Source organism: Ampullimonas aquatilis, assembly GCF_049675895.1.
Lineage (GTDB): Bacteria > Pseudomonadota > Gammaproteobacteria > Burkholderiales > Burkholderiaceae_D > Ampullimonas > Ampullimonas aquatilis.
Genome location: NZ_CP183834.1, coordinates 436,961 through 460,950, shown reverse-complemented (window position 1 = coordinate 460,950; position 23,990 = coordinate 436,961). Strand labels below are relative to the sequence as shown.

At 51.7% G+C, this 23,990-nt stretch carries 23 protein-coding genes; 15 read left to right on the top strand and 8 right to left on the bottom strand.

What is annotated here, in order from left to right:
* Positions 1-103 precede the first annotated feature (103 nt).
* Positions 104-772, top strand: a complete 669-nt coding sequence (locus ACMYR3_RS02110) for a DUF484 family protein (RefSeq protein ID WP_424194066.1) — start codon at positions 104-106, stop codon at positions 770-772.
* A gap of 101 nt (positions 773-873) precedes the next feature.
* Positions 874-1,986: a tyrosine recombinase XerC gene (locus tag ACMYR3_RS02105; RefSeq protein ID WP_424194064.1), complete on the top strand. Its 1,113-nt coding sequence runs from the start codon at positions 874-876 to the stop codon at positions 1,984-1,986.
* Between the two features lie 127 nt (positions 1,987-2,113).
* Here ACMYR3_RS02105 and ACMYR3_RS02100 read toward each other — a convergent pair whose 3' ends face one another.
* Together ACMYR3_RS02100 and ACMYR3_RS02095 are read right to left on the bottom strand one after the other, a co-directional pair.
* Entirely contained in the window at positions 2,114-2,539 is a 426-nt protein-coding gene (locus ACMYR3_RS02100; RefSeq protein ID WP_424194062.1) for an OsmC family protein, read from the bottom strand.
* 15 nt (positions 2,540-2,554) lie between these two features.
* Positions 2,555-3,820: a zinc-binding metallopeptidase family protein gene (locus ACMYR3_RS02095; protein WP_424194060.1), complete on the bottom strand. Its 1,266-nt coding sequence runs from the start codon at positions 3,818-3,820 to the stop codon at positions 2,555-2,557.
* A gap of 232 nt (positions 3,821-4,052) precedes the next feature.
* On the opposite strand from ACMYR3_RS02095, the gene ACMYR3_RS02090 reads away from it, so the two are divergent.
* From ACMYR3_RS02090 to ACMYR3_RS02060, 7 genes are all read left to right on the top strand, one after another.
* Entirely contained in the window at positions 4,053-5,270 is a 1,218-nt protein-coding gene (locus ACMYR3_RS02090; protein WP_424194058.1) for a class I SAM-dependent rRNA methyltransferase, read from the top strand.
* Between the two features lie 107 nt (positions 5,271-5,377).
* Positions 5,378-6,427: a CobW family GTP-binding protein gene (locus ACMYR3_RS02085; RefSeq protein WP_424194056.1), complete on the top strand. Its 1,050-nt coding sequence runs from the start codon at positions 5,378-5,380 to the stop codon at positions 6,425-6,427.
* 154 nt (positions 6,428-6,581) lie between these two features.
* Positions 6,582-7,556 carry a CobW family GTP-binding protein gene (locus tag ACMYR3_RS02080; protein WP_424194054.1) on the top strand — a complete coding sequence of 325 codons (975 nt, stop codon included), beginning with the start codon at positions 6,582-6,584 and terminating at the stop codon, positions 7,554-7,556.
* A 66-nt stretch (positions 7,557-7,622) separates the two neighbouring features.
* On the top strand, positions 7,623-8,042 hold the full coding sequence (gene dksA, locus ACMYR3_RS02075; protein ID WP_424194052.1) for an RNA polymerase-binding protein DksA: 420 nt from the start codon (positions 7,623-7,625) through the stop codon (positions 8,040-8,042).
* A gap of 242 nt (positions 8,043-8,284) precedes the next feature.
* Positions 8,285-9,388: a GTP-binding protein gene (locus tag ACMYR3_RS02070; RefSeq protein ID WP_424194050.1), complete on the top strand. Its 1,104-nt coding sequence runs from the start codon at positions 8,285-8,287 to the stop codon at positions 9,386-9,388.
* A 364-nt stretch (positions 9,389-9,752) separates the two neighbouring features.
* Entirely contained in the window at positions 9,753-10,331 is a 579-nt protein-coding gene (locus ACMYR3_RS02065) for a hypothetical protein (RefSeq protein ID WP_424194048.1), read from the top strand.
* A 236-nt stretch (positions 10,332-10,567) separates the two neighbouring features.
* Positions 10,568-10,999, top strand: coding sequence for a cupin domain-containing protein (locus ACMYR3_RS02060; RefSeq protein WP_424194046.1), 432 nt, complete (start codon positions 10,568-10,570; stop codon positions 10,997-10,999).
* A gap of 93 nt (positions 11,000-11,092) precedes the next feature.
* On the opposite strand, the gene ACMYR3_RS02055 is transcribed toward ACMYR3_RS02060, so the two are convergent.
* The 3 genes from ACMYR3_RS02055 to ACMYR3_RS02045 all read right to left on the bottom strand — a co-directional run bounded on the left by ACMYR3_RS02055 (position 11,093) and on the right by ACMYR3_RS02045 (position 13,215).
* A complete protein-coding gene (locus tag ACMYR3_RS02055; RefSeq protein ID WP_424194044.1) occupies positions 11,093-11,524 on the bottom strand; it encodes a carboxymuconolactone decarboxylase family protein in 432 nt (143 codons plus the stop codon).
* Between the two features lie 27 nt (positions 11,525-11,551).
* On the bottom strand, positions 11,552-12,175 hold the full coding sequence (locus ACMYR3_RS02050) for a 2-hydroxychromene-2-carboxylate isomerase (RefSeq protein WP_424196309.1): 624 nt from the start codon (positions 12,173-12,175) through the stop codon (positions 11,552-11,554).
* Positions 12,176-12,273: 98 nt separating this feature from the next.
* Positions 12,274-13,215: a CmcJ/NvfI family oxidoreductase gene (locus ACMYR3_RS02045; protein ID WP_424194042.1), complete on the bottom strand. Its 942-nt coding sequence runs from the start codon at positions 13,213-13,215 to the stop codon at positions 12,274-12,276.
* Between the two features lie 247 nt (positions 13,216-13,462).
* Between ACMYR3_RS02045 and ACMYR3_RS02040 the strand changes: the two genes are divergently transcribed.
* Entirely contained in the window at positions 13,463-14,368 is a 906-nt protein-coding gene (locus ACMYR3_RS02040; RefSeq protein ID WP_424194040.1) for a LysR substrate-binding domain-containing protein, read from the top strand.
* Positions 14,369-14,448: 80 nt separating this feature from the next.
* Here the strand turns inward: ACMYR3_RS02040 and ACMYR3_RS02035 are convergent, their stop codons facing one another.
* From ACMYR3_RS02035 to ACMYR3_RS02025, 3 genes are all read right to left on the bottom strand, one after another.
* Positions 14,449-14,751, bottom strand: coding sequence for a calcium-binding protein (locus ACMYR3_RS02035; protein WP_424194038.1), 303 nt, complete (start codon positions 14,749-14,751; stop codon positions 14,449-14,451).
* Between the two features lie 54 nt (positions 14,752-14,805).
* Positions 14,806-15,711, bottom strand: coding sequence for a sterol desaturase family protein (locus tag ACMYR3_RS02030; protein ID WP_424194035.1), 906 nt, complete (start codon positions 15,709-15,711; stop codon positions 14,806-14,808).
* Between the two features lie 71 nt (positions 15,712-15,782).
* Complete coding sequence (locus ACMYR3_RS02025) at positions 15,783-16,316, bottom strand: hypothetical protein (RefSeq protein WP_424194033.1); 534 nt, start codon at positions 16,314-16,316, stop codon at positions 15,783-15,785.
* Between the two features lie 312 nt (positions 16,317-16,628).
* Here ACMYR3_RS02025 and ompR point away from each other — a divergent pair, with 312 nt between their 5' ends.
* The 5 genes from ompR (at position 16,629) to ACMYR3_RS02000 (ending at position 23,837) form a co-directional block, all read left to right on the top strand.
* Positions 16,629-17,372, top strand: coding sequence for a two-component system response regulator OmpR (gene ompR, locus ACMYR3_RS02020; RefSeq protein ID WP_424194031.1), 744 nt, complete (start codon positions 16,629-16,631; stop codon positions 17,370-17,372).
* 36 nt (positions 17,373-17,408) lie between these two features.
* Positions 17,409-18,755: an ATP-binding protein gene (locus ACMYR3_RS02015; protein ID WP_424194028.1), complete on the top strand. Its 1,347-nt coding sequence runs from the start codon at positions 17,409-17,411 to the stop codon at positions 18,753-18,755.
* Between the two features lie 87 nt (positions 18,756-18,842).
* Positions 18,843-20,876 (top strand): AsmA family protein, encoded by a 2,034-nt coding sequence (locus tag ACMYR3_RS02010; RefSeq protein ID WP_424194026.1) that lies wholly within the window; start codon positions 18,843-18,845, stop codon positions 20,874-20,876.
* Positions 20,877-21,125: 249 nt separating this feature from the next.
* Positions 21,126-21,548 (top strand): hypothetical protein, encoded by a 423-nt coding sequence (locus ACMYR3_RS02005; RefSeq protein WP_424194024.1) that lies wholly within the window; start codon positions 21,126-21,128, stop codon positions 21,546-21,548.
* Between the two features lie 162 nt (positions 21,549-21,710).
* Complete coding sequence (locus ACMYR3_RS02000; protein WP_424194022.1) at positions 21,711-23,837, top strand: TonB-dependent receptor; 2,127 nt, start codon at positions 21,711-21,713, stop codon at positions 23,835-23,837.
* Positions 23,838-23,990 lie beyond the last annotated feature (153 nt).

The following is a 23,990-nucleotide window of genomic DNA, read 5'->3' as shown; positions in this document are numbered from 1 at the left end:
AAAATATTAAGTCCATTATATTTACCTAAGCACAGTGTTTTTTGGATATACTCCCAAAAATAGCTCCCTTTACCGTACTTTTCCTATGCGTACCGAATCCGATATGACTGAGCACGAAATTGCCATTTACCTATTGAACCACCCCGAATTTTTTGAACAGCACGCCGAAACGCTGGCGCGCATTCAACTCACCAGCCCGCATGGTCAGCGCGCCGTGTCGCTGCAAGAGCGGCAGATGGAATTGCTGCGTGAAAAAATCAAGGGACTCGAATTGAAAATGGCCGAGTTGTTGCGCTATGGCCAGGAAAATGATGCCATTGCCAACAAGCTCAACCACTGGGCCCGCGACCTGATGTTGACGCGTCAAAGCGCCAACCTGCCCGCGCTGGTGGTCGACGGTCTGCGCGAATCCTTCTCGGTACCGTTTGTCGGCCTGCGTTTGTGGGGACTGACCGAAGCCAATGCCAATCTGCGTGAGGTCGCACCTTTTGCACAATTGGTATCGCTCGATATCACCACGTTTGCCAATAGCCTGATGGCGCCGTTCTGTGGCAAAAATACCGATTACGAAGCCGTGCGCTGGTTGCCCGAGCCAGCCGCCGTCAACTCTGTTGCCATGATTCCATTACGCATTGGCGCACACCCCGAAGCCTTTGGCATGGTGGTCTTGGGTTCACCCGACGAGCGCCGTTTCTACGAAGGCATGGGCACGACTTTCCTGGCACAGATTGGCGAATTTGCCAGTGCGGCCTTGTCACGTTTGCTGCCATAAGTAAAACGAGCAAAGTGTATCCATTCGCCATGCCTTTGCTCATGCGCTTGCCCGACTAATCCCATCAGACTCCCCATATCGCAAAATAGGCTTTGACCATCATGTCCAAACAGCCTGCTGCGCGAAATCGGCACCAAAGCAATACAGCCAGTCAGAACAGCGTAGAAACCACCCAGCCAGCGCCCATCGACCGCTGGCTGATTGATCGCTATCTTGATTTTCTCTATACCCAGCGCAGCTATTCCGAAAGCACCGTGCGCTCGTATCGCAATGATCTGGGCAAATTGATTGGGCTGTTTGCCGGCAAACCGCTGTGCAGCCTGACCCATCACGACATTCGCCTGGCCGTCAGCCGCTTGCACGCCCAAGGTGACACCGCCAAAAGTCTGGCACGGCGCTTATCCAGCTGGCGCAGCTACTTTCGCTGGGTTGCCTTGCGTGGCCTGACCGAAGCCCTGGCTGCGGGCTTTGACCAGCCGCCCTTGGCCGCCAACCCCGTCGAAGGCATCCGCGCCCCCAAACTGCCCAAGCGCCTGCCCAAAGCCTTGAGTGTTGACCAGGCGCAAGTACTGCTCGATTACCCCGACCCGGCTCGCCAAGCACCGCCCAACGAGGCAACCCATCCACCACTCAGCCTGCATCGACAACGGCTTAAACAGCTCATTGCCCTGCGTGACCAAGCCATACTGGAACTCTTTTATAGCGCCGGATTGCGTCTGGCCGAATTGATCTCGCTCGACCTGCGGCCCGTCACTGGGCATGCCTATCAATCCATCAGCTGGTTGGATATCGACAATGCCGAAGTGCGCGTCACCGGTAAAGGCAACAAGACGCGCATCGTACCCATTGGCGGCAAAGCCATCAGCGCGCTGCAAGCCTGGCTGGCCGTGCGCGATGAAATGGTCGACGTCAGCCACACCACCATCGTCCATGCCCTCTTTGTGGGTGCCCGCGGTGCGCGCATCACCGGTAGCGCCATCCAGCAAGCCGTCAAGTCACGCGCCCGTGCTGCCGGTATCGCCACCAATGTCCATCCTCACGTACTGCGCCACACCTTTGCCTCACACATGCTGCAAGGCTCGCGCGACCTGCGCGCCGTACAGGAAATGATGGGCCATGCCAGCCTTGCCTCCACCCAGGTCTACACCTCGCTCGATTTTTCGCACCTGAGCCAAGTCTATGACGATGCGCATCCGCGTGCGAAGAAGAAGTAAATACTTCTTGAACAGATTATCTTCTGAGAAGACCAGAATTGCTTGAAAATTTGTTTCAATGAAATTTTCAATAAAATAAAGCTTACCAACAATCAATGGATAGACTGAGTACCGTACCCAATTCAAGCTAGCCAATCAGTTCAGCCAACAAATCAATCTGCAAATTGAGCGCCTTGGACACCGGGCAACCAGCTTTGGCAGTGATGGCAACTTCATTGAACTTGTCCAGCGTGATATGTGGGATCTTGGCCTTCATGTGCAGATGACTGTGCGTAATGGCAAAGCCATCGCCAATTTTTTCAAGGGTGATACGGCATTCGGTGTCAATCGCTTCGGCAGTAAAACCTTCAATGCCAAGCAGATTGGAAAAAGCCATCGTAAAGCAGCTCGCATGCGCTGCGGCGATCAGTTCTTCGGGGTTGGTGCCAGGCTCATCACCAAAGCGTTTATTAAAGCCGTAAGCCGTATCTTGCAAAACGCCGCTTTGTGTTGAAATGCTACCTACGCCATTTTTTAAATCACCGGTCCAATGGGCATGTGCAAATTTTTCCATGATCGTTCCTTTCGTTTAATGATAAAAACTATGCTGATTGCTGATCCGTGCCTGCTGCGCCTGGGCATCAATCACCATATGAATGAAATGCAATTTGGCAATCACCGTGCGCGTCAGGACAAAAGGGTAATGATCAGACTGCCCCATGCTGCGGGCAAACTCATTTAACACGGTGGTCAATGAGACCGAAGCATTCAACAGTCGCAAAAAGTCTTCGGCATCGGGGTGTTGCGGATCATATAGATCCTGCAGAGTGAATTTTTCAATTTCCAGTGCCAGGCTCTCGTGTGCAAAACCAAAACGGCGCGCGGTCTTGAGCGTAGCATCAATGTGCAGGTAATGCGCCCAGGTTTCTGCCCAGTCTTCCCAGGGGTGCGAGGTGGCATAGCTGCTCACATAGGCCTGTTGCCAATTGGCTTGTGGGCCCTGCTCGTAATAGTTGTCCAGCGCATCGGCGTAATCCGTGCGTTCGTCACCAAACAGCTGGCGATAACCTTCCAGCCAGGGTGTGTTGTCGATCAATCGATCCCAATAATAATGGCCAATCTCATGCCGCAAATGGCCAAGCAGGGTACGATAGGGTTCACCCATCTGGGTACGCATTCTCTCGCGATAAGCATCATCGGCTTCATTGATATTGAGCGTGATGAGTCCGTCTTCATGCCCGGTCAAAACTGGCTCACCGCCGACGGGCTTGAGAAAGTCAAACGCCAGGCCTGTGACAGGATCATCCTGACGCGATTGCACCGGCAATTGCAGGCTGAGCAATTGTCGTATCAGCAAGCGCTTGGCCAGCTCGGTTTTTTTCCAGGCCTGTTGATTATCGACCAGCGATAAATCGGGAATGGTCTGATTGAGCCGACATGACAAACAATAGGTGTGGAGCGACGACTGCGCAATCAGCCAGTTGCAGCTGGCATGACTGAACGCATTGTGGCAACGCCGATAACGATTGACCATCACATTGGCGGCTGCGGCATTCAGGCTCAAGAGGCTTTCATCGACCAGCAATTGCCAGCCATGTTGATCATCCGAACCACTCAAGGCGCCAAGCAGATCCAGCGCCGGGTCATAACCCAGCAAAGCACCACAATTAAGACATTGGGTATTGCGAAAGAAAATTGGCCGACTACAACGACAACGATAAGGTATGGCAGATAAACGTGCACCAAGACCCTGTTCACTGCTTTGAACGGAGGAGTCATCAGCAATAATGGCCATAGGTATTGAGCTACTCGTCATATTGGCATGATAAAAGAGAGTTTGAGGGGGTTGTGACATGGCGACTCCGCTGAGCAATTCATTGGGCTTACTGCGTTTGGCCTACCGCATTTCGCTTACTATACGTGCCCGCACAGTCGATGCGCCTAGGAAGAAAACGGTGCTTGCTGTCAGTACCGGCTGACATGGTCTGCCGGCCCGCTCATCATCAATGATTAAACTGATTAGCGCAACCTGCAATATGCACCGGCTCATTTCAACCACCGACTCAATACCGAGGCAACCCACGCTCATGAACATCATCACACTCAAGCCCGGCAAGGAAAAATCACTATTACGCCGCCATCCCTGGGTATTTTCGGGGGCAATTGCCAAAGGTGGTGCCGATGCTGGCAGCACCGTGGCAGTGCATGCGCATGATGGCCGGTTTTTGGCCCTGGGTGCCTGTTCGCCGCAATCCAATATACGGGTCCGTGTTTGGAGTTTTGATGACAAGGACCGAATTGATGCCACTTTTTTTGCGCAACGTGTCGCTACGGCCCTGGCGCTGCGCCAGCCCTTGCTCGGACAGTCACGCCGCCTGATTCATGGTGAAGCCGATGGTCTGCCGGGTTTGGTAGTTGACCACTATCATGGTCTGGAAGGTGATTGGCTGGTCTTGCAGTCCGGTGCCACTGGCGTGGAAAAATGGAAAGCGGTGATTGTGGATGAACTGGTCAAACAGACCGGCATCACCAATGTGTTTGAACGTTCTGACGCCGATGTGCGCAGCCTGGAAGGCTTGCCGGTCGCGATTGGTGTGCTGGCTGGCGTTGCGCCACCTGAACGACTCACCATTGAAGAATCGGGCATACAAATTTTGATTGATATTACCGGCGGCCATAAAACCGGCTTTTATCTGGATCAGCGCGACAATCGCCGTGCCGTAGCACGCCAGGTCGCGCAATTGGCGCAGACGCGCGGCAGCAGCGCGAGTCAGCCACTCACCATGCTCAACTGTTTTTGTTTTAGCGGCGGATTTTCTTTGGCCGCGGCCAAAGCCACACCTTTTTTGCAGATTACGTCCATTGATTCCGCTCAATCGGCACTGGATCTGGCGACATTGAACGCGAATCTCAATGGCGTCAGCAGCCAGTGTGAATGGGCCTGTGATGATGTCTTTAAAGCCTTGCGTGCCTATCGCGATGCGCAGTTGCAGTTTGATGTGATTATTCTTGATCCACCCAAATTTGCGCCGACAGCTGCGCATGTGGAGCGTGCCGCGCGCGCCTACAAAGACATCAATCTGATTGCCTGCAAATTGCTCAAACCGGGTGGCCTGTTGTTTACCTATTCGTGCTCGGGTGGCGTGACGGCCGATCTGTTTCAAAAAATCGTGGCTGGCGCGGCGTCTGACGCGGGCAGCGACATGCTGATTTTGGAGCGACTCGCCGCCGGGCCTGATCATCCCTTGCTTTTGGCATTTCCAGAAGGGGAATACCTGAAAGGACTGGCCCTGCAAAAAATCTGACTTGAATTTTATGGTTCAATCCCCATCTAGCAAGTTAATTTTGGCATCATTTTTGATACTGGCCTGTCAGTCAACCCTTGATCGACACGGCTTTTCGGATTTTTCTCATGGCTTCCATTCCCGTCACCATCCTCACCGGCTTTTTAGGCAGCGGCAAAACCACCCTGCTCAAGAAAATTCTTTCCGACGATCACGGCTACAAGATTGCCGTGGTGGAAAATGAATTTGGCGAGGAAAGCATTGATAACGAAATCCTGATTCAGGACGACAACGAGCGCATTGTGCAGATGAATAATGGCTGTATCTGCTGCAATATTCGTGGCGATCTGGTCGAAGCACTGAGCGAGCTGATTGACCGGCGTGGTCGCGGCGACTTCGACTTTGACCATCTGGTGATTGAAACCACCGGCCTGGCCAACCCGGCACCAATTGCCCAAAGTTTTTTCATGGCCGAAGAGTTGGCCGATGACTATCTGATTGACGCCATCATCACCCTGGTGGATGCCAAGCATGGTGATGCGCAGTTGAGCGAGCATGAAGTCGCGCAGTGGCAAGTGGGTTTTGCCGACCAGATTTTCATCACCAAAACTGATTTGGTTGACGCCGACACACTGGCCGCCCTGCAATCGCGCCTCAAACACATCAACCCGCGTGCCGCCGTGCAGATTGCGGCCTTTGGTGGCGTAGAAGTCGCACAGGTGCTGGATCAACGCGGTTTTAACCTGAACGCCAAACTTGATATTGATCCCCATTTTCTGACCGAAGATGACGAATCCGATCACGACCATGTGCATGACGAACATTGCCAGCACGATCATGGCCATCATCATCCGCAACATGATGACGCCATCAAGTCATTTGTCTATCGCGCCGCGCGCCCCTTCAATATGAGCGCGCTTGATCATGCGCTGGGCCAGCTGGTCAGCCAGTACGGCAAACAGATGTTGCGCTACAAGGGCGTGCTCGATGTGGAAGGACTGGATCGTCGCGTGGTGTTTCAGGGTGTGCATGAAACGGTTGGCAGCGACGTGTCTTCCAAATGGGAAGAAGGTGAAACACGCGGCTCCAAAATCGTGTTCATTGGTTTTGATCTGCCCGAAGCGGTGATTCGCAGCATGCTCGACAACTGTCTGGCGGTTTCGGACACGCTCGCCTGATACCAGTAATGCCGTGCCCAATGAGCGCGACCACGACCTCAGAATAGGGATACTCCCCACTTTTTGAGATTATTTATATTCAATACCATCTCTCAAGTGCGTATTTATTGACTCTCCAGATGGCAAATTTTTACTCTACCGCAGTATACAAATCATGAGCAAACAAGTCCCCGTTACCATCCTCACCGGCTATCTTGGCGCAGGCAAAACCACCTTTTTGAATCGGCTCCTCAAAGAACAGCACGGTCACAAGATCGCCGTGATTGAAAACGAGTTTGGTGAAGAAGGGATCGACAACGATATTTTGGAGCAGCAGGAAGGCGAACAAATCATCGAGATGAACAACGGCTGCATCTGCTGCAATGTGCGCGGTGATCTGGTGCGCATCCTGGGCGAGCTGAAAGACAAACGTAAAGCCGGCACGCTCAATTTTGACCGCGTCATCATCGAAACCACCGGCCTGGCCGCGCCCTCCCCTGTGGCACAGACATTTTTCATGGAAGACAGCGTGGCCGACTATTACCGGCTTGATGCGATTTTGACCGTGGTGGACGCCAAACACGCCAACTTCCAGCTCGACAACCACCCCGAAGCACAAGAGCAGGTTGGCTTTGCCGATCGCATTCTGCTTTCCAAGACCGACCTGGTCAGCGAGGCTGAACAGGCCGAATTACGTGGCCGTTTAAGCCGTATCAACGCTCGTGCACCGATTCAGGCCGTCAATTTTGGTTCAGCCGCCATTGACGACGTGCTTGACATCAACGGTTTCAATGTCAATGCGATTCTGGAAGTCGAACCGACCTTTTTTGCCGAGAACCACCATCATCATGATGACGAAGTGGGGTCTTTTGTGTTTAAATCCAGCCGCCCGTTCAATCCACAGAAACTGGACGAGTTCATGGATACGCTGGTGCAGGTTTACGGTGAATCGATGTTGCGTTACAAAGGTTTGCTCTATATAAAAGGCACGCCGCGCCGCGTTTTGTTGCAAGGTGTGCACAAGATGGTGGCGACTGACCTAGGGAAACCTTGGACAAAAGCCGAAAAACCTTCCTCTAAAATTGTCTTTATTGGTAAAAAATTGCCAAAAGATATATTTTTAAAGGGGCTTGAAAGTTGTCTGGTGTAAGCTAGCGGACTATTCTTTCCAAATCAGTTTTTGTTTTACCCTGTTGCATTGAGAAAAGAGGTTGCCATGGCTACTAAAAAAATTCTGACCGAGGCTGAACTCCTCAAAATGCCTGAGAAGGACTATATGAACGAAGCGCAATTGGCTTTTTTCAAAGACCTGCTCGAAAAAACCAAAGATGATCTGCTGCGTAATGCCGGGGAGACCACAGAACATCTGCGTGAAACCGTGTTGGTACCCGATCCTGCGGATCGCGCCACGATTGAGGAAGAACACGCACTGGAATTGCGCACCCGCGATCGCGAGCGCAAACTCCTGAAAAAAGTGCAGCAAGCGATTGATCGGATCAATAACAAGGATTTTGGTTATTGTGAAGAAACGGGCGATCCCATCGGTCTGCCCCGTTTGCTGGCTCGCCCGACTGCCACGCTGACGCTGGAAGCCCAACAACGCCGTGAAATTCGCCAAAAGATGTACGGTGACTGATCTGGCAGATAAGTCATTGCGACAGCACACTGTGCCGCAATCCTAACAACCAGCTCACCACCCGATTCTGCGTAGATACATGCTTTGGTGCAGTTGGTCTGTGCAATACCTTGAAGGTACAAGCCGATCCTCAGCGCCAACGATCTTGGTCACGCCCAATGCCGGACAGTTTCCTGTTCCGGCATTTTCTTTGGTAGCATCACAGCCACCCATCTTTTCCAGACGACCGTCACTCATTCATCATGCCCTACGCCTTTGCTCACCCAGCCCAGCCTGACACCATTCGGCTGACCTTGCTACTGGCCTGGCAACCCGCACTGCAAAACGACTGGCTGGCACAACATGCACAAGGTCGCCACATCATTCATTGCGACTTGAGTGCGGCGCACACACTGACTGATGAACACGAGCACGATGAACATTGCACGTCGGATTGCGATCATGATCACCACCACACCGATGAACATGCGCAGGCTGAATTGGCCGATGATATCTACGCCCCATTTTTAAATACGCTAGGTGCGGCACTCGCCGCTGGCGCCCGCGACATTGTGATTGTGGTAGCTCCCACGACCGAAGCAGTGCTGGTGGAAGATGCCTTGGTCTTGGCCGAAGAAGAATGGCAGGCCGATCATCCGGCAGATCATTTTGCTGCCTGCAATCATCTGCTGCTTGCCGCTGATAGCTGGCTAACCGATTTGCAACAGGCTGAATTTCTGCAAGACCTCGGGCTCGCCGCCGATGCGCTGGATGACCGCACTGTGGCCGACTTGCTGATGGAGCAGGTAGAAAGTGCCGCCGTGATTGAGGTATATATGCCGCAACTTAGTACGCCTCAAACCAGCACCGCGCAAAATCACAAGACCAATCAGATCAACCTCAGTAGCCTCACCGGCCTCTTGCATGCACTCAACCCCGGCGTGCAAATTGAATTGCCTGTCAACTTAAACACCGCCAACCAGTTCGGCAGCGACGCCAGCATTAGCAGTTGGCATTACCAATCCGAGCGTGCCTTTCATCCGCAACGGCTTTGGCAGCTGATTCATTCCGACTGGCTCACCGCCAACGGCACCGTGATCCGCTCGCAGGGCCGGTTTTTACTGGCCAGCCAACCCACCATTGCCCTGCAGTGGCAGCATGCCGGCGGCACCTGTCGTCATGCCGATGAAGGTGAATGGGACACACTCAACACACCCGACCAGCCATCCGTCAAACCCGGCCAGGACTGGCAATGTGTCGGTCTCAATCTCAACACCCAGGCATTGGCCACAGCACTGGATGCCTGCCTGCTACGCGACGACGATACCCAGCCGCTGGATGATCCGTTTGCGCAAATAGAAATTTAAATAATTGTTGTTTGAACCGCCAAGACGCCAAGTGCGCCAAGGAAACCTTGAGGTCAAAGGCATTGACCACAAAGACACAAAGGATTCAAAGAAGAACCTTGCTAGCGCAGCGCTGTTTTGTCGCCGGAAAAAAGTAGGAATATAGAATAATGCGCTATCCCCGGACTGCGTAGTGAGCGCCGGTTTTAGTCTCATGGTTTTCTTGGTGTGCTTTGTGTTTCTTCGTGTCTTTGTGGTGAAAAAGATTTCGTTTTCTCTTGCGCGTCCTTGGCGTCTTGGCGGTTCAAATCATTTTTTAATTCTTTGTCTTGAAACGTTTTTGCAGTAATCTTTGGCTCAACGATTTCTGGACAAGGAACAGATCATGCCATCACTACGTTCGATCAACCGCAGCCAATTTCTGGCAACGATTGCCCTGTTGGGCTTGATACCCAGTCTTCATGCGGCTGATCTGAATGTTTGCAGCTTGGTCACGGCCGATGATTTGGCCGCGACCAACTTTAAACTCACGGACAAGCTCAATCACAATCCTCCGCAAAAACTGCCCAAGGCCGATACCGATTTAGGGTTTGACGCAGTGATGCAAGGCTGCGATGTCGCGCAAGGCAAGGAAGGCCGCGAGCGTTTTGAGTTGATTCTCATCAGCGGGCCACGCGACATCACCGAAAAAGAGTTGAAAAGCCAATATGATCAGGCCAACGATACCGACAATCGCGTGGTGAGCCAGAAAAAAATGATCATCGGCAACAGCATTTGCCATACGGTGGTCAGCAATGCCACCAATCTGCGCGGTAAACCCGATGGCACGTTGAATGAATTCAGTTGCGCTGGCTACAAAGGCAAATGGATGGTGGAACTGCGCATCGCAATGCCAAGCAGTTCACCGCAACCCACACCAACTGACGTGAAAGCCTTGCTGGACAAGGTTCTTGGGAAATTGTGAGATTGAAAAAACGGCAAAATTAAACAAGACGGGAACAATTTTTTGACACATGGTGACTCAATGAAATCATTCAAAATAATTTGGTGACAATCTTGAAAATTCAAATATGCATGACCTTTATCAATCAGCACAAGAAAATGCATAGTACTGCTTAATGCTCAAAAATGCGGCATGTGGCAAGGTACGGTTTATGCTGAACGATGAGTCCTATCTCTCGCTCAGTGAAGGAGTTTCTCATGCTGGACCGTACGCAACCCAAGTTCTCACACGTCAAACCAACTGACAACCGCTTTCGCGGTGACGGCCTGCGCGACTTTTTTCTTTATCGCGATCTGGGTATCGCCGATGCCACCAATGGCAAAGTGCTCGCACAACTCGTCGTTGCGCATAACGCACCAGAGCGCGGCACTGGCTGGCACCGTCACGAGGCAGAGTTTCATATTGTGATCATGCTGCGCGGCTGGGCCAAGTTCATGTATGAAGATCAGGAAACACTGGTCAGTGCAGGTGACTGTGTACATCAACGGCCCGGCGTGCGCCACTATCTGTTTGATTATTCACCGGATATGGAATACCTGGAAATTGTGGGTCCGGCCGACTTCAATACGATTGATGTAGAACCGGTCTGTGCGGTACCTACACCCACCCCGTGGATTGATAAACTCTAAATACTCTCATATGGTATTTTTAGAGAAATCCATTTTATGCACTTGATGGCATAAAATGGATTGATACTCCCATAAATTCAGACTTTTCGGCCTCTAGCGCCCCAAACTGATCACCAGACGATTAAGCGCATTCATGGTCACAATGGCAAAGGTCAGCTCAGTGATTGCAACTTCGGTGAAGTGCTCTTTTAATGGCAAATAAATCGCATCGGCAGGATGACTCACTGCAACGTGAGTGATGGCTTCCGCCCAGGCCAACGCTGCTTTTTCACGTGCTTCAAAATGCCGACTATCGCGCCATGCAGCCAGGGTATCCAACCGTTGATTGGTTTCCCCATGGCTACGTAAAACACGGCTATGTTTATCCAGGCAAAAAGCGCAGCCATTGATTTGCGAGACGCGCTGATAAATCAGCTCAATCAGCGGTACGCCAAGACTGCTCTGTTCCAGTTGCGTGACCATGCTGCGCAGCGTTTGCGTGAGCTCAGGGCACAACCTGTCATAAGCCAGACGAAGAGTGGACATTTTAATTCCTTACCAGATATTGAATTTTTAAATATGGTTAATCCGTTTTTTCACCTGCTGGCCTTCCCTGGCAAAAGCCAAGGCATCTTCCAGCCGATCATTGCCCCAGAACATGGCATCGCCCACCATCATGGTCGGCGCACCAAAGATATTAAGCGCCATGGCACGATCAGTCTGCACACACAAAGCCTGTTTTATTGAGGCACTCTGTGCCTGTGCCAGAATCCCGACATCATCTTGCCCAAGCTGCTGCAGGATTTCTCGCATCGTCAGTGGATCGGCCATATCACGATCCAGGCCAAAGTTGTACAGCATGACCTGTTGGCAGAAGTCACTCATCCAAGGCAAGTCAGCGGCGAGCAAAGCGATTCGTGCAGGCAGCACCGACAGACGCGGAAAGACCGATGGCGTTTGCCAGGGCAGACCATATTGATGACACTGCCGCACCATATCCTGCTGCACATATAAACCCTTGGCCTTTTGCAAAACAAAGGGAGAGTTATCCCAACCTTGTGCCTGGAAGATCGGGCCAAGCAAAAACGGCCGCCAGCGTACCTTGACTCTGGCTTGTGCCGCCAATGTGGTGATGCGCATCACACTGAGATAACTATAGTTGCTGGCAAAATCAAACCAGAAATCCAGCTCGGCCATGGGGTGATCGTTTTGTATGGATTCAGTTTTCAAAATGAATTCCTTGTCAGCTTTTTGAGTGAATGCAGTATGCAATAAACGGTACTCAATTGACCGGCCTATTCATGCACCAGTAAACAGCGAATTTCAATGCTTTCCCGCAGCGGCGCATCAATCGGCATATCGGGATGGTCAAATGCGGCATGGGGCGTAAAACGGGCAACCCCGTTTTCTCTTGAATCAAATTGTTTGAAAACCAGAATCTCATCGCGAGTCATGGCTGAAAAATAAGACCATTGATGATTGGGATGATAGTTGGCCAGATAAATTTCACCACGACGTGAAGGATAAATGATGTCACTGGCCACCAGATTGGCCTGGGCAACACTACGTGCATCACACACGGCCAGCGGCGTATCGAGCACCGGATGCTTGATGGCGCGCCACAGATTGATGATACTGAAACGTTTGACCTCCGTCACCTGCTCGGCTGATTGCAGCACCATGCCCAGTCGCTCCTGACCCGACTTGGCCGAATAATCGTTATGCACTCGCCCCGCCGTTCCGGGATTTTGGCCATCCAGTCGGCGGCCAAAATTCATGGGAGGGCGCCCTGCTTCGCGTTTACGGACCAGATGATCAAACACATAGGCACGGCTGGCTCCTGTGATATAGCGGGCAATCTCGGCAATTTCCGGGTAATAAATATTGACGACTTCATCCTGATCATAAAAATCCCGTACCGCTGTTTTGGCATGCCAAAGCTCAAAGCCTTCTCGATCAATCGATAAGTTGCTGGCGTTGGTGCGAGCATCGCCAATCATCACCTGGCGCGACTCATATGCACAGTTATGCCACGCACCCTGATTGGGTGGTTGATACATGAAGTTGAATGGTCGTTCATTCATGGGCAGCAAATAATCCAGTTGAGCTTTGACAAAAGCAGGTTCAGCCGTTGTAGAACCAACCCGTCTGATATGGGTCTTCGGCATGATTGGCCATGCCTGACGAATTCTGGGCGGTTGATGATGTAGCGCTGAATCAGTTGTTGTCGATGACATAAGACCTCCATTCAATAATGACGATACGAGCAGTGATCCGTCTTGCCATGGCATTTTCACAATGCCATCACCAGCTCGTTAACCACATTGAAGCGGATGTTTGACTGTTACTCAATCAATAAAAACGCACATTCACATTCCATTTTCGCATGTGAAATACAAAATCAAGTCGATTGATAAATCTATTATCTTCAGACATACTGATATTCAATGACTTATTTAAATTTATCTCACATATCAAAAAAGCATGTCATCACGCCTCCTTGATCTACCGCCATTGGATTTGCTGCGCAGCTTTGTTGCTGCAGGTCGGCAGATGAGTATCACGCTTGCGGCCGAAGAACTATGTCTGACGCAATCAGCAGTGAGCCGTCAAATTCGTACCCTGGAAGAAGTGCTGGGTTATGCGCTCTTTGTGCGAGGCCATCGCAGTATTGAATTGACGAATGAAGGCAAGCGTCTGTTTGCCGGCGCCGACATCTTCATGGAACAGCTGACTGAACTAGTCACTTCATTGGATACCAGTAAAACACAGCAGGCCGTCACCATCACAGCCAGCATTGGCGTCACTGCACTCTGGATTTTGCCCTGGCTGGGCAATTTTCAATTGGCCTATCCCAGGGTGGATGTGCGAGTTGCCACGAGCAACCGCTTAATCAATATCGAACGCGAAAATATCGACCTGGCCATCCGTTATTGCAAAGCCAGTGCTGCACCCAAAGGGGCAATTCATTTATTTGGTGAAACACTCGCACCAGTGGCACATCCGTCCCTCATGGTAAGTGCCATTGAAAAACGTGATCAACTCAGCAAACAGGTTTTACTGGAATATGACGACCCAGGCCGCACCTGGCTGCATTGGTCGCCATGGCTGGCCACGGCAGGGATGAGCAAGGTCAAACCCACAGGAATTTTGCGTTTTAATCAATATGATCAGGTCATCCAGGCGGCGCTGGCTGGCCACGGTGTGGCCTTGGGTCGACTTGAACTCATTCGCCCACTCATTAACCAAGGCAAGTTGGTCATTGCCAGCCAGCTTGCCCCCACGACCAATCAATATGCTTTTTGGCTGTTAAGCCGCAATCAATTCATCAGCCCTCATGCCGGTACCGTACGAGATTGGATTTTGGCCGAAGCCGCCAAACTGACCTAGTGATCTGCTTCTTACTGTCATCGGTCGAAAATCATGCCTGGTGCGCTCTCAGCCCAACCGTAAATAAAATAAACAAGCAATCATGACCCTTCACCACGTCGCACAGCAAGCTGCTGCACGGCATAACTTTTAATCTGCTCAATGGTGACATAGCCCTTCTTCTCGGTATCAATTACGTCAAAGTTTTTATACACCTTGGGCATATTGCCATTGGCTTCATCTTTGGTGAGCATGCCGTCCCCATTGGCATCGGCTTTAGTAAAACGCTTGATCATTTCGGCTTGCGCTTTCTGAATGAATTCACTACTGCGTTCAGATTGCGTATCGGCATAAGCAAGGGTGACGCAAACCAGCAAGGCGATAAATAAAAAAATGGCTTTCACGGTGAATCCTTTCATTTTTTAAATATTAAACTATTGATTATTTATAATCATTTTTCATTCATGACGATACCGCTGCAGGGAATGAATGAAACCATCAAAATCAAAGTGATGTGCCGGGTTGTCCAGCTTACTGGGTACGCCCCAGCCAGGTGCAGCAAACAATAAGCGTAGCTTGCGCCATACGCCTTTTTGCAGGTGTATCTGCTGATAGAGTTCGGTCCAGCCTGCAACGGCCACCTTGACGGGATTGACATGATGACGCGGATAAACCAATCCATAAGTACAGGGCGTTGTTTCCTCGACATAGCTGTCGAACAGTCGATCAAAGATGATCAGGATACCGCCGTAGTTACGATCCAGATATTGGATATCGCAAGCATGATGTACCCGATGATGCGATGGCGTATTGAGCACCCATTCCAGTGGCCCCAGTTTGGGAATCAACTCGGTATGCAGCCAGAATTGATAGAGCAGATTGACCGCCAGCATACTGAAGATGGCCAGCGGATGTAGTCCGAGCAACACCAGTGGCACAAAAAATATCGACGCACCCGAAATACCGGCGGTCCACCCCAGTCGATAAGCCATCGACAGGTTGTAATGATTGGGTGAATGATGGACTGAATGTGATGCCCAAAACCAGTTGACGGTATGGCTCAAACGGTGTTCCCAGTAATAGCAGAACTCAACACCTAAAAACAGCAGCCCCCAACCCCAAGCCTGATTGAGTGGGATGGTCCACAGACGATATTGCCAAAGCCAGATAAAACCACCCGCCACGACACCACGCGTTGCCAGTCCGATCAATTGCTGCCCCAATGCCACGCCCATTGAGGCCAGGCTTTCACGCCAGTCGTAAGTGCCCTTGCGCTGAAAGAGGTAAAACCCTTCCAACAAGGCCAGCAGCACCAGAAAAGGGAAAAAATACGGCAAAGGATGGTTGAGTATGCTGTGTTCCACGATGTTCTCGCTTCAGGATCCATTCAATATTCAAAGTTCGCCTGGCACAAACCATCACCCAGACCCAGTACTTATTTGCAGGTAACCGCCGCACCACTGGCATCGGTACAGCCACCACTATGAACAACGCCGCTGTCCTTGCTATAGCTGGTATTGCCGTTATAGGTTGTGCCGTTCACGCCAGTGGCCGTGGTGGTGCGCGATTGATTGACGGTGCCATCAGCCGACCTGGTCAAACCACCCTGGCTTTGCACGCTGCCATTGGCACCACTGGCCTGCATGCCACTTTGGTGGTTGACGCTGCCATCGGCTGAATGGGTGGTCAATCCGGCGCGGCCGCCGCTGCCACCATTCGCTCCTTGATAAGCGCCGCCAGACGCAAACTGGCCATTGCCCTGACCATCGGTGGTGGCTTCGTGACCGCGCACAAAGCGACCACCGTTGGAACCTTGACCACCAGCGATCCGTCCGGCAAAACCACCGCCCTCGGCATTTTGCCCAGCCAGACGACCACGAAATGCGTGAGCAGGTGCACTGACCAACATGGCAGACATGGTCAGCAGAGTTAAACCCGTGAGCAGTGTTTTATGTTTGGAAAAATTCATTGGATACGCCTTTTCAAGTTGGTGATAGGTTCGTTGCAGATTGGGTGATGACGCCTTGCCAGTGCCACAACAATTTGTGAATACATTCACGTTGTGACTGCGGCGATTTCATCAATCGCTCTGGCATGGGCAGCACTTTACGCAGCAGATATGGTTAAACCATGTCACTCGCCAGCCAATTTGTTTCAAACCATGTCAAAGCCAATATGCATGACATAGTTTGAAATCACTTGCCAACAAACAAGGCTATGATGACGCTCAATTCATATTCATCCCATACTCAACCGACGTCAGACAACCAGATAACCCGCCATGAATACGACTGACAAGCCAATTGCTGTGCTGGTACTCGATGACGAAGCTGATTTACGCACGCTGCTGCAACGTTATTTGACTGAACAGGGCATGCAGGTGCGCACCATTGCCGATGCGCCGCAACTGGATCGCCTGCTGACGCGGGAACATTTTGATGTGCTGATTCTGGACTTGATGATGCCTGGAGAAGACGGTCTGTCAATCTGCCGACGCTTGCGGGCGGCTGGTGAAACCATTCCCATCATCATGCTCACCGCCAAGGGTGATCCGGTGGAGCGCATCATCGGTCTGGAAATGGGCGCTGACGATTATCTGGCCAAACCATTTACACCGCGTGAACTGGTGGCACGTATTCAAGCGTTATTGCGACGTCAAAACATCACCCTGCATGGTGGTAGCAAAACCCGTGAAGAGTGGATTCACTTTGGCGCCTTCAAACTCAACCTGACGTTGCGCACCCTCGACAAAGCCGGACAGAACGTCCCCCTGAGCAGTGGGGAATTCAATCTGTTGAAAGCCATGGTCTGCAATGCCGGACGACCATTGGGGCGAGAGCGGCTGATCGAGCTGGCGCATGGCCGTGACCATGATGCGCTGGATCGCAGTATTGATGTGCAGGTGATGCGGCTACGCAAATTGATTGAAGATCATCCTGCCGAACCCAAACATATCAAGACGGTCTGGGGTGTCGGCTATGTGTTTGTGATGGATGGCCATAATCCGGTTGAACAGTCCGATTAATTTTTCTCCTTCCAATTCCTTAACCATTTACTGTTGATGCGACTTTTTCCCACCTCGCTGTTTCGGCAAAATCTGTTGCTCATCATTGTGCTGATTTTGCTCGGCCAGATCAGCTCGGGATTGATTTTTTACATTGCCATTCAAAAACCCCGTGTCACCATGTTGGCCGCACTGACAGCACATCAGGTCACCGCCATGCAAGCAGCCGCCAAACAAATGCCTGAGGCCGCACTAAGTGCATTTATTCAAGAAATGAACAGCAAGCAGGATATTCAAATTTTGCCCGCCAGTTCACTGTCCCTGGACAATCCGCAATTTATCCAGTTTGATGAACCAAACAGTTTTGCCGTACGCATGTTTGTACGAAAACTGGATCAGGAGTTAGGCAATCACGTCGAAATGACGCGCTGGAGTGAAGCCACTCACAGCCTCTGGATTGGCCTGATTCTGGCAGATCGGCCATTTTGGTTACGACTCAGTTCACGTCAGTTTGATCCGGTTGCACCCTGGGTTCTGGTGCAAATTTCACTGGCCTCGACCGTGCTGGCGCTCTTGGGTGCGATTTTCATTTCACGCCGTATCAACCGGCCTATGGCGCGGCTGGTTCATGCGGCCGAATTGTTGGGCAAAGGCGAGCAGCCACCGACTTTGGATGAACACGCCCCGGACGAGATTGCCACAGTATCAGCCAGTTTTAACCGACTGGCGCTCAATCTAGCGCAAATGGATAGTGAGCGCACCATCATGCTGGCCGGCGTGTCGCATGATCTGCGTACGCCACTGACCAAACTGCGCCTGGCGCTCGATTTATCGGAACGACGCCTGGAACCTGAATTGATGCTGCAGATGGTGAGATATGTAGAAGACATTGACAGCCTGCTTGATCAATTTTTAGATTTTGCCCGCGTCGGCAGCGATGAGGTCGCACAGAAAGTAGACATCAATGCGCTGATCCAGCAAACCGCTCAGGCCTATTCGCGACAGGACACACCATTTAGTGTTCATCTGGCTATCACACCACCGCTCTTCGTACGTCCTAGGGCTTTTCAGCGCTTGCTCGTCAATCTGATGGACAACGCGGTCAAGTATGGTGAAACCAATCTGGCGCTGCGCAGCAAATTACAAGATGATCATTGGCAACTCTCGATTCTGGATGGCGGACCAGGCATTGCCTTCACAGACGCAGAACGCCTGCTGCAACCCTTTACCCGTGCCGATGATGCCCGCCAGGGCAAACCCGGGGCTGGCCTGGGTTTGGCGATTGTGAAACGGATTGTTGAACTGCATCAGGGGCAGTTGCAGTTATTGCCACGCGCCGACGGTGCTGGCGGTGGACTTGAAGTCAGAGTATCCTTACCGATTGCAAGCCAGCACTCCTGGTAGGACGTTTTATCACGTTTGACTGTGACTATCGCTGGTTATGCTGTCCTACATCACTGAACCATTGATTCAGCGATCATTCTGAGTAATATGTCCGATACAACGTCACATCGCCCCAACTGGCTCTCAAACATTTCGAGCTTTCTGCTTGCCATGGTGGTATTGCTGGTTTTATTTACCCTGCTTTTCGACTGGAACTGGCTGCGTAAACCGGTGAGCGAACTGGTCAAATCACGCACAGGTCGCGAGCTGGTGATTGCCGGCGATCTCTCTGTCCATCTGGGTAAAACCGCTTCGATTGAAATGGAAAACATTACCTTTGGCAATGCCTCATGGGGTAGTGCCGATCATTTACTGAAGGCCAAACAAATTGCGGTGGATATTCGCCTCTGGCCCTTATTGCGTGGCCAGGTAATCATGCCGGTGCTGGAATTGAATGAGGCCGATATTGCGCTGGAACGCAACGCACAAGATCAGCGCAACTGGATCTTGCAAATGGCGCCGACTGATCCGGGCAAGGCACCCCAAATTGGCCAATTGCAATTGCATCAGACCACCATTCATTATGTGGATGCCATCGCGCTGACCGACGCCACTGCCAAAGTCAGCACCACCGATGACACCAAAATGCCCACGCATATTGAATTGTCTGGCCAGCAAAATAAGGTCGCCATTGGCGGCAGCCTGGATGCCGGACCGGTGCTCAATCTGCAGGACACCCGCCAGTCATTTCCCTTGCGTGCCGATGTCCAACTGGGTGTCACGCATCTGCAACTGGATGGCCAGTTCACCGACATTTTGTCTTTGGCACAAATTGATGCCCAACTGGCCATTGCCGGCCCCGATCTGGCACGGCTCTATCCACTCGTTCCGGTCGTGCTGCCCAACACACCGGCTTATGCATTCAAAGGCCGTTTTGTGCGCAATGACACTCAATATGAGTACCAGGATTTTGCGGGCAAGATTGGGCAAAGTGATATCAAGGGTAATGCGCTGTATACCGACGTCGCACCACGCCCACACTTAAAAGCCAAACTGCAAAGTGACCTGCTTGACCTTGCCGACCTTGGCCCGCTGATTGGTTTATCACCAGCGCAACGCCGCCCGCCGCGCAGTTTTAAACAGGCGGCCGACGAACCCGCATCGGAAAAGGCCGACGAGCCAGTCACCACCCAGGACATTAGCGCCAGTTCGCAGCGTGTGTTGCCAGCCAGCCCTTTCAAGTTGGACAAGCTCAATGCCATGGATGCCGACGTGACCTTGTTTGCCAAACAGATCCATCGCCCTGATGCGGTACCTTTGGACAGCTTTAGCACACATCTCAATCTGAACGATGGCGTATTGGAACTGACGCCACTCAATTTTGATTTTGCCGGTGGTCAGCTCATCGCGACGATTCGGATGAATGCCCAGAAAAGCCCGTTTCAAACGACGGCCAAGGTCACGCTCAATCGGGTACGACTGCGCGAGTTGTTTCCAACCATTCCACGCATGGATACCAGCAAAGGCCTGCTAGGCGGCGTGATCGATTTAAAAACACAAGGTAATTCCATCGCCAATATGCTTGGCAATGCCAATGGTGAAGCCAGCTTTGCCATGACTGGTGGCGAGATGTCGGGCCTCTTGCTGGAAGCCGTGGATCTGGACGGCAGCGGCATCGTCAAATACCTGGTGGGTGGTGACAACAATGTGCCACTGCGTTGCGCTGTGGCCGCCTTTGCGGTGAAGGAGGGTCATGCCATGACTGACTCATTGGTATTTGATACAGATATCACACGCATTAATGGTCGTGGCGAAATCAATTTCAAAAATGAAACCTTCAATCTGCGCATCAATCCACAGCCCAAACAATTCAGCCTGTTTGTGGCGCGCACGCCCTTGCGGGTCTATGGCAGCTTTGCCGCACCAGAGTATGCCCTGGTCAAAACACCGCTGTTTTTACGCGGTGCAGCCAGTCTCGGTTTAAGCCTGATCAACCCGCTCGCAGCACTCATTCCTCTGGTGGAAACGGGTTCAGGACAAGATGTCAACTGCGCCGCCCTGCTCGGCCAAGCCCAATCGGCCAGCAAGGCGGCCACCCATCCCGCACCCGTAACACAAGACATCAACAAATCTAAGCAGTAAATATACTGCACTGGAGTAATTTTTTTAATCATTTATTAATGCACTATATAAGCCATAAATAGCATATACCCCCTTGGAAACCTCATTTTTAATAAAAATATTTAAGAAAACTGTCATCTTTTTACGGTAAAATCTGCCTGTGTTTTCAGTCTGAAAACCTCACTGTCACTGATTACATTACCTATGTCGCTGTTTTACTTTCAACATGCCACCACCAAAATGCTTGGTTCGCTTTTCAAGCGGCCGGCAATGGCTCGGCCAAGTAAAAATCAGTACAGCAAAAAGCAACGCCTCGCCCAATTTCTGGCCATCACACTGCTGTGTTGTTTGATCGGTAGCCAGCTTATTGGCTTGCGCCATGCCATTGTGCACAACCCGCTCACACTGGGATATAGCAGCGCTTTCAATCATGCCGCCAACCCATCTCTGACACAAACTGATATCAATGCCGGAATGGCTGCCGACGATGATCCGCTATTACCGGACAGTTCCGTAGGACATCATTGTCAGTTGCTCGATGCCGCCACCTTGGCCGATCTGGCCAGCAGCCTGCCGATCATCGTGTTGCCACATCAAGTTGCCAGCCAACTTCTCAAAGCGCCCGAACACAGCCTGCTCGGCGCTCGGCTGATGCGCCTGTACGATGGCCGCGCCCCACCTCTCCTTTCCTGAAAAACTCGCCAACCATACTGGTTTGTGCCAGGCATCCTGCTTTTTGTAGTGGTCCCACGGTCTGCTTCATGCTGCGCGCCGTCACGCCACACTCCGTGCGCCATGCACCACAAAATCTGGATGTCGGGTTTGTTTTAAATTTGAATTTTCAGGAAACCCTACATGTCATCTCGTCCTGCGACAAAAAAGATTCACCATCAAGCCCATTTTGTACTGCGTTTATCACTCCTCAGCAGCGCGCTTGGTTTAGCCTACGGTTCGGCCAATGCGCAAAGTACGCCTGCCGAAAAAACGCTGTCCGAAATTTCGGTCACCGCCAACCCCTTGGGCAATACACTTTTTGATCTGACCAGCCCGGTCACGTCACTTTCCGGTAGAAATCTCACCATCAAACAAGAAAGCTCGCTCGGCGAAACACTGAATGGCGAAGCGGGCGTGTCATCAACCTACTTTGGCCCCAATGCCAGCCGCCCGATCATTCGTGGCCTGGATGGCGACCGGATTCGACTCATGCAAAACGGAGCTGGCCTGGTTGACGCCTCGTCCTTATCGTTTGATCATGCTGCCCCGCTTGAACCCTTGCTGACTGAAAAAATTGAAGTAGTCCGTGGCGCCGCCGCGCTGATGTATGGCGGCAATGCAGTGGGCGGTGTGGTCAATACCATCGACAATCGTATTCCCAAACAAGCCATTGATGGGCAAACCGGCTCAGTGGAGGCTCGCTATGGCGGTGCCGAAACAGAGCGCGCCGGTGCCGCCGTGATTGAAACCGGCGATGGCCAATGGGCTCTGCATGCTGATGTGACCAAACGCCAAACATCCGACCTGAAAATTCCTGGTTTTGCACATTCAGCTCGACAACGGCAACTCGACGATCCCACGCTGGAACAAGCACGTGACCGTCTGCCCAATAGCGCGGCTAACACTGATGGCGGTGCCGTCGGCATCTCACGTACCTGGAATACTGGTTATGTGGGCGCCTCTTATTCGGGCTACAACAGCACCTACGGCACTGTAGCTGAACCTGATGTGAATATCCGCATGCGCTCCGACCGTTTTGATATGGCGGGTGAAAATCGTCAGATGGAAGGCTTTGTCCAGAGCGTCAAATTCAATTTCAATGCAAATGACTACGAGCATAAAGAGTTTGACGTACCGACTGGCGACATTGGCACCACCTTTAAAAATAAAGGTTTTGAAGCCCGCGTTGAAGCAACTCATCAAGCCATTACCACCCGCTTTGGCCAAGTTAAGGGCGCATTTGGCTTGCAGGTGTCACAAATTAAATTTTCGGCCTTGGGTGACGAAGCCTTTGTACCGCAAACCAAAACTGACGCCATGGCCCTGTTTGCCTTTGAAGAACTGGTCCACGGTAACTGGCGCTTCAACCTGGGTGCGCGCATAGAACATAACAAAGTACGCTCGGATGGTGGCGGCCCAACTGACCCCAACACTGGCACACTGCGATTTGATCCAGCCCAGACCAAGCACTTTACACCCACCAGCTTTGCGCTGGGTACGATTTATCAATATGCACCCGGCTATGCATTGGCCGCCAACCTGTCACATACTGACCGCGCGCCCACCTTTTATGAGCTGTTTGCCAATGGTCCGCACGCAGCAACCGGACGTTATGAATTGGGTGATACCAATATGCAGATGGAACAGTCCAATTCGCTCGACCTGGCCTGGCGCATCAAGCAAGGCGCACACTCCGGCAGTGTAGGGGTGTTCTATACCCGCTTTAATAATTTTGTCGGTTTGTTTGATACCACCAATACCCGTGATGGTGATGGGTTGCTCAACTCTGGTGCCACCGACGCACTGCCCGAACAAATCTACCGGCAAGTTCGGGCGGTTTTCAAAGGTATCGAAGCAGAAGGTCGTTTTCAGGTCTGGCAACAAGGCCCAGGCAAACTGGAATTATTGCTGCGTGGCGACATCACACGCGCTACCAACCAGGACAATGGTGAGCCCATTCCACGGATTGCACCCGCCCGTCTCATGACGGGCCTGGCTTATAGTCAGGGTGCCTGGAACGGTGGCTTGCAAGTGACCCACGCGTATGCGCAAAACCGTATCCCCACTGGTGATTTCCCCACCATGGGCTATACACAAGTCAACGCCGATATCAGTTACCGACTGCCCATTGGCCAGACTGACTGGTTGTTATTTGCCAAGTTGTACAACCTGACGAATGCAGACATCCGCAGTGCCAGCTCAATCCTGAGAGATATTTCTCCTTATGGCGAACGCAGCGTCAAGGTTGGAGTGCGGGTTGTTTTTTAAACCCGTTTTAAACACCGCATGACCCACGCCATACCAATCGTGATTGGTATGGCGATGTACTGAACGCTAGCAAATACGCCAACCTTTATTACAAATGCACACAAAATTGCAGTTGTATCTTTGCATATGTGCAAAATGTCCTCTCGACGCCCC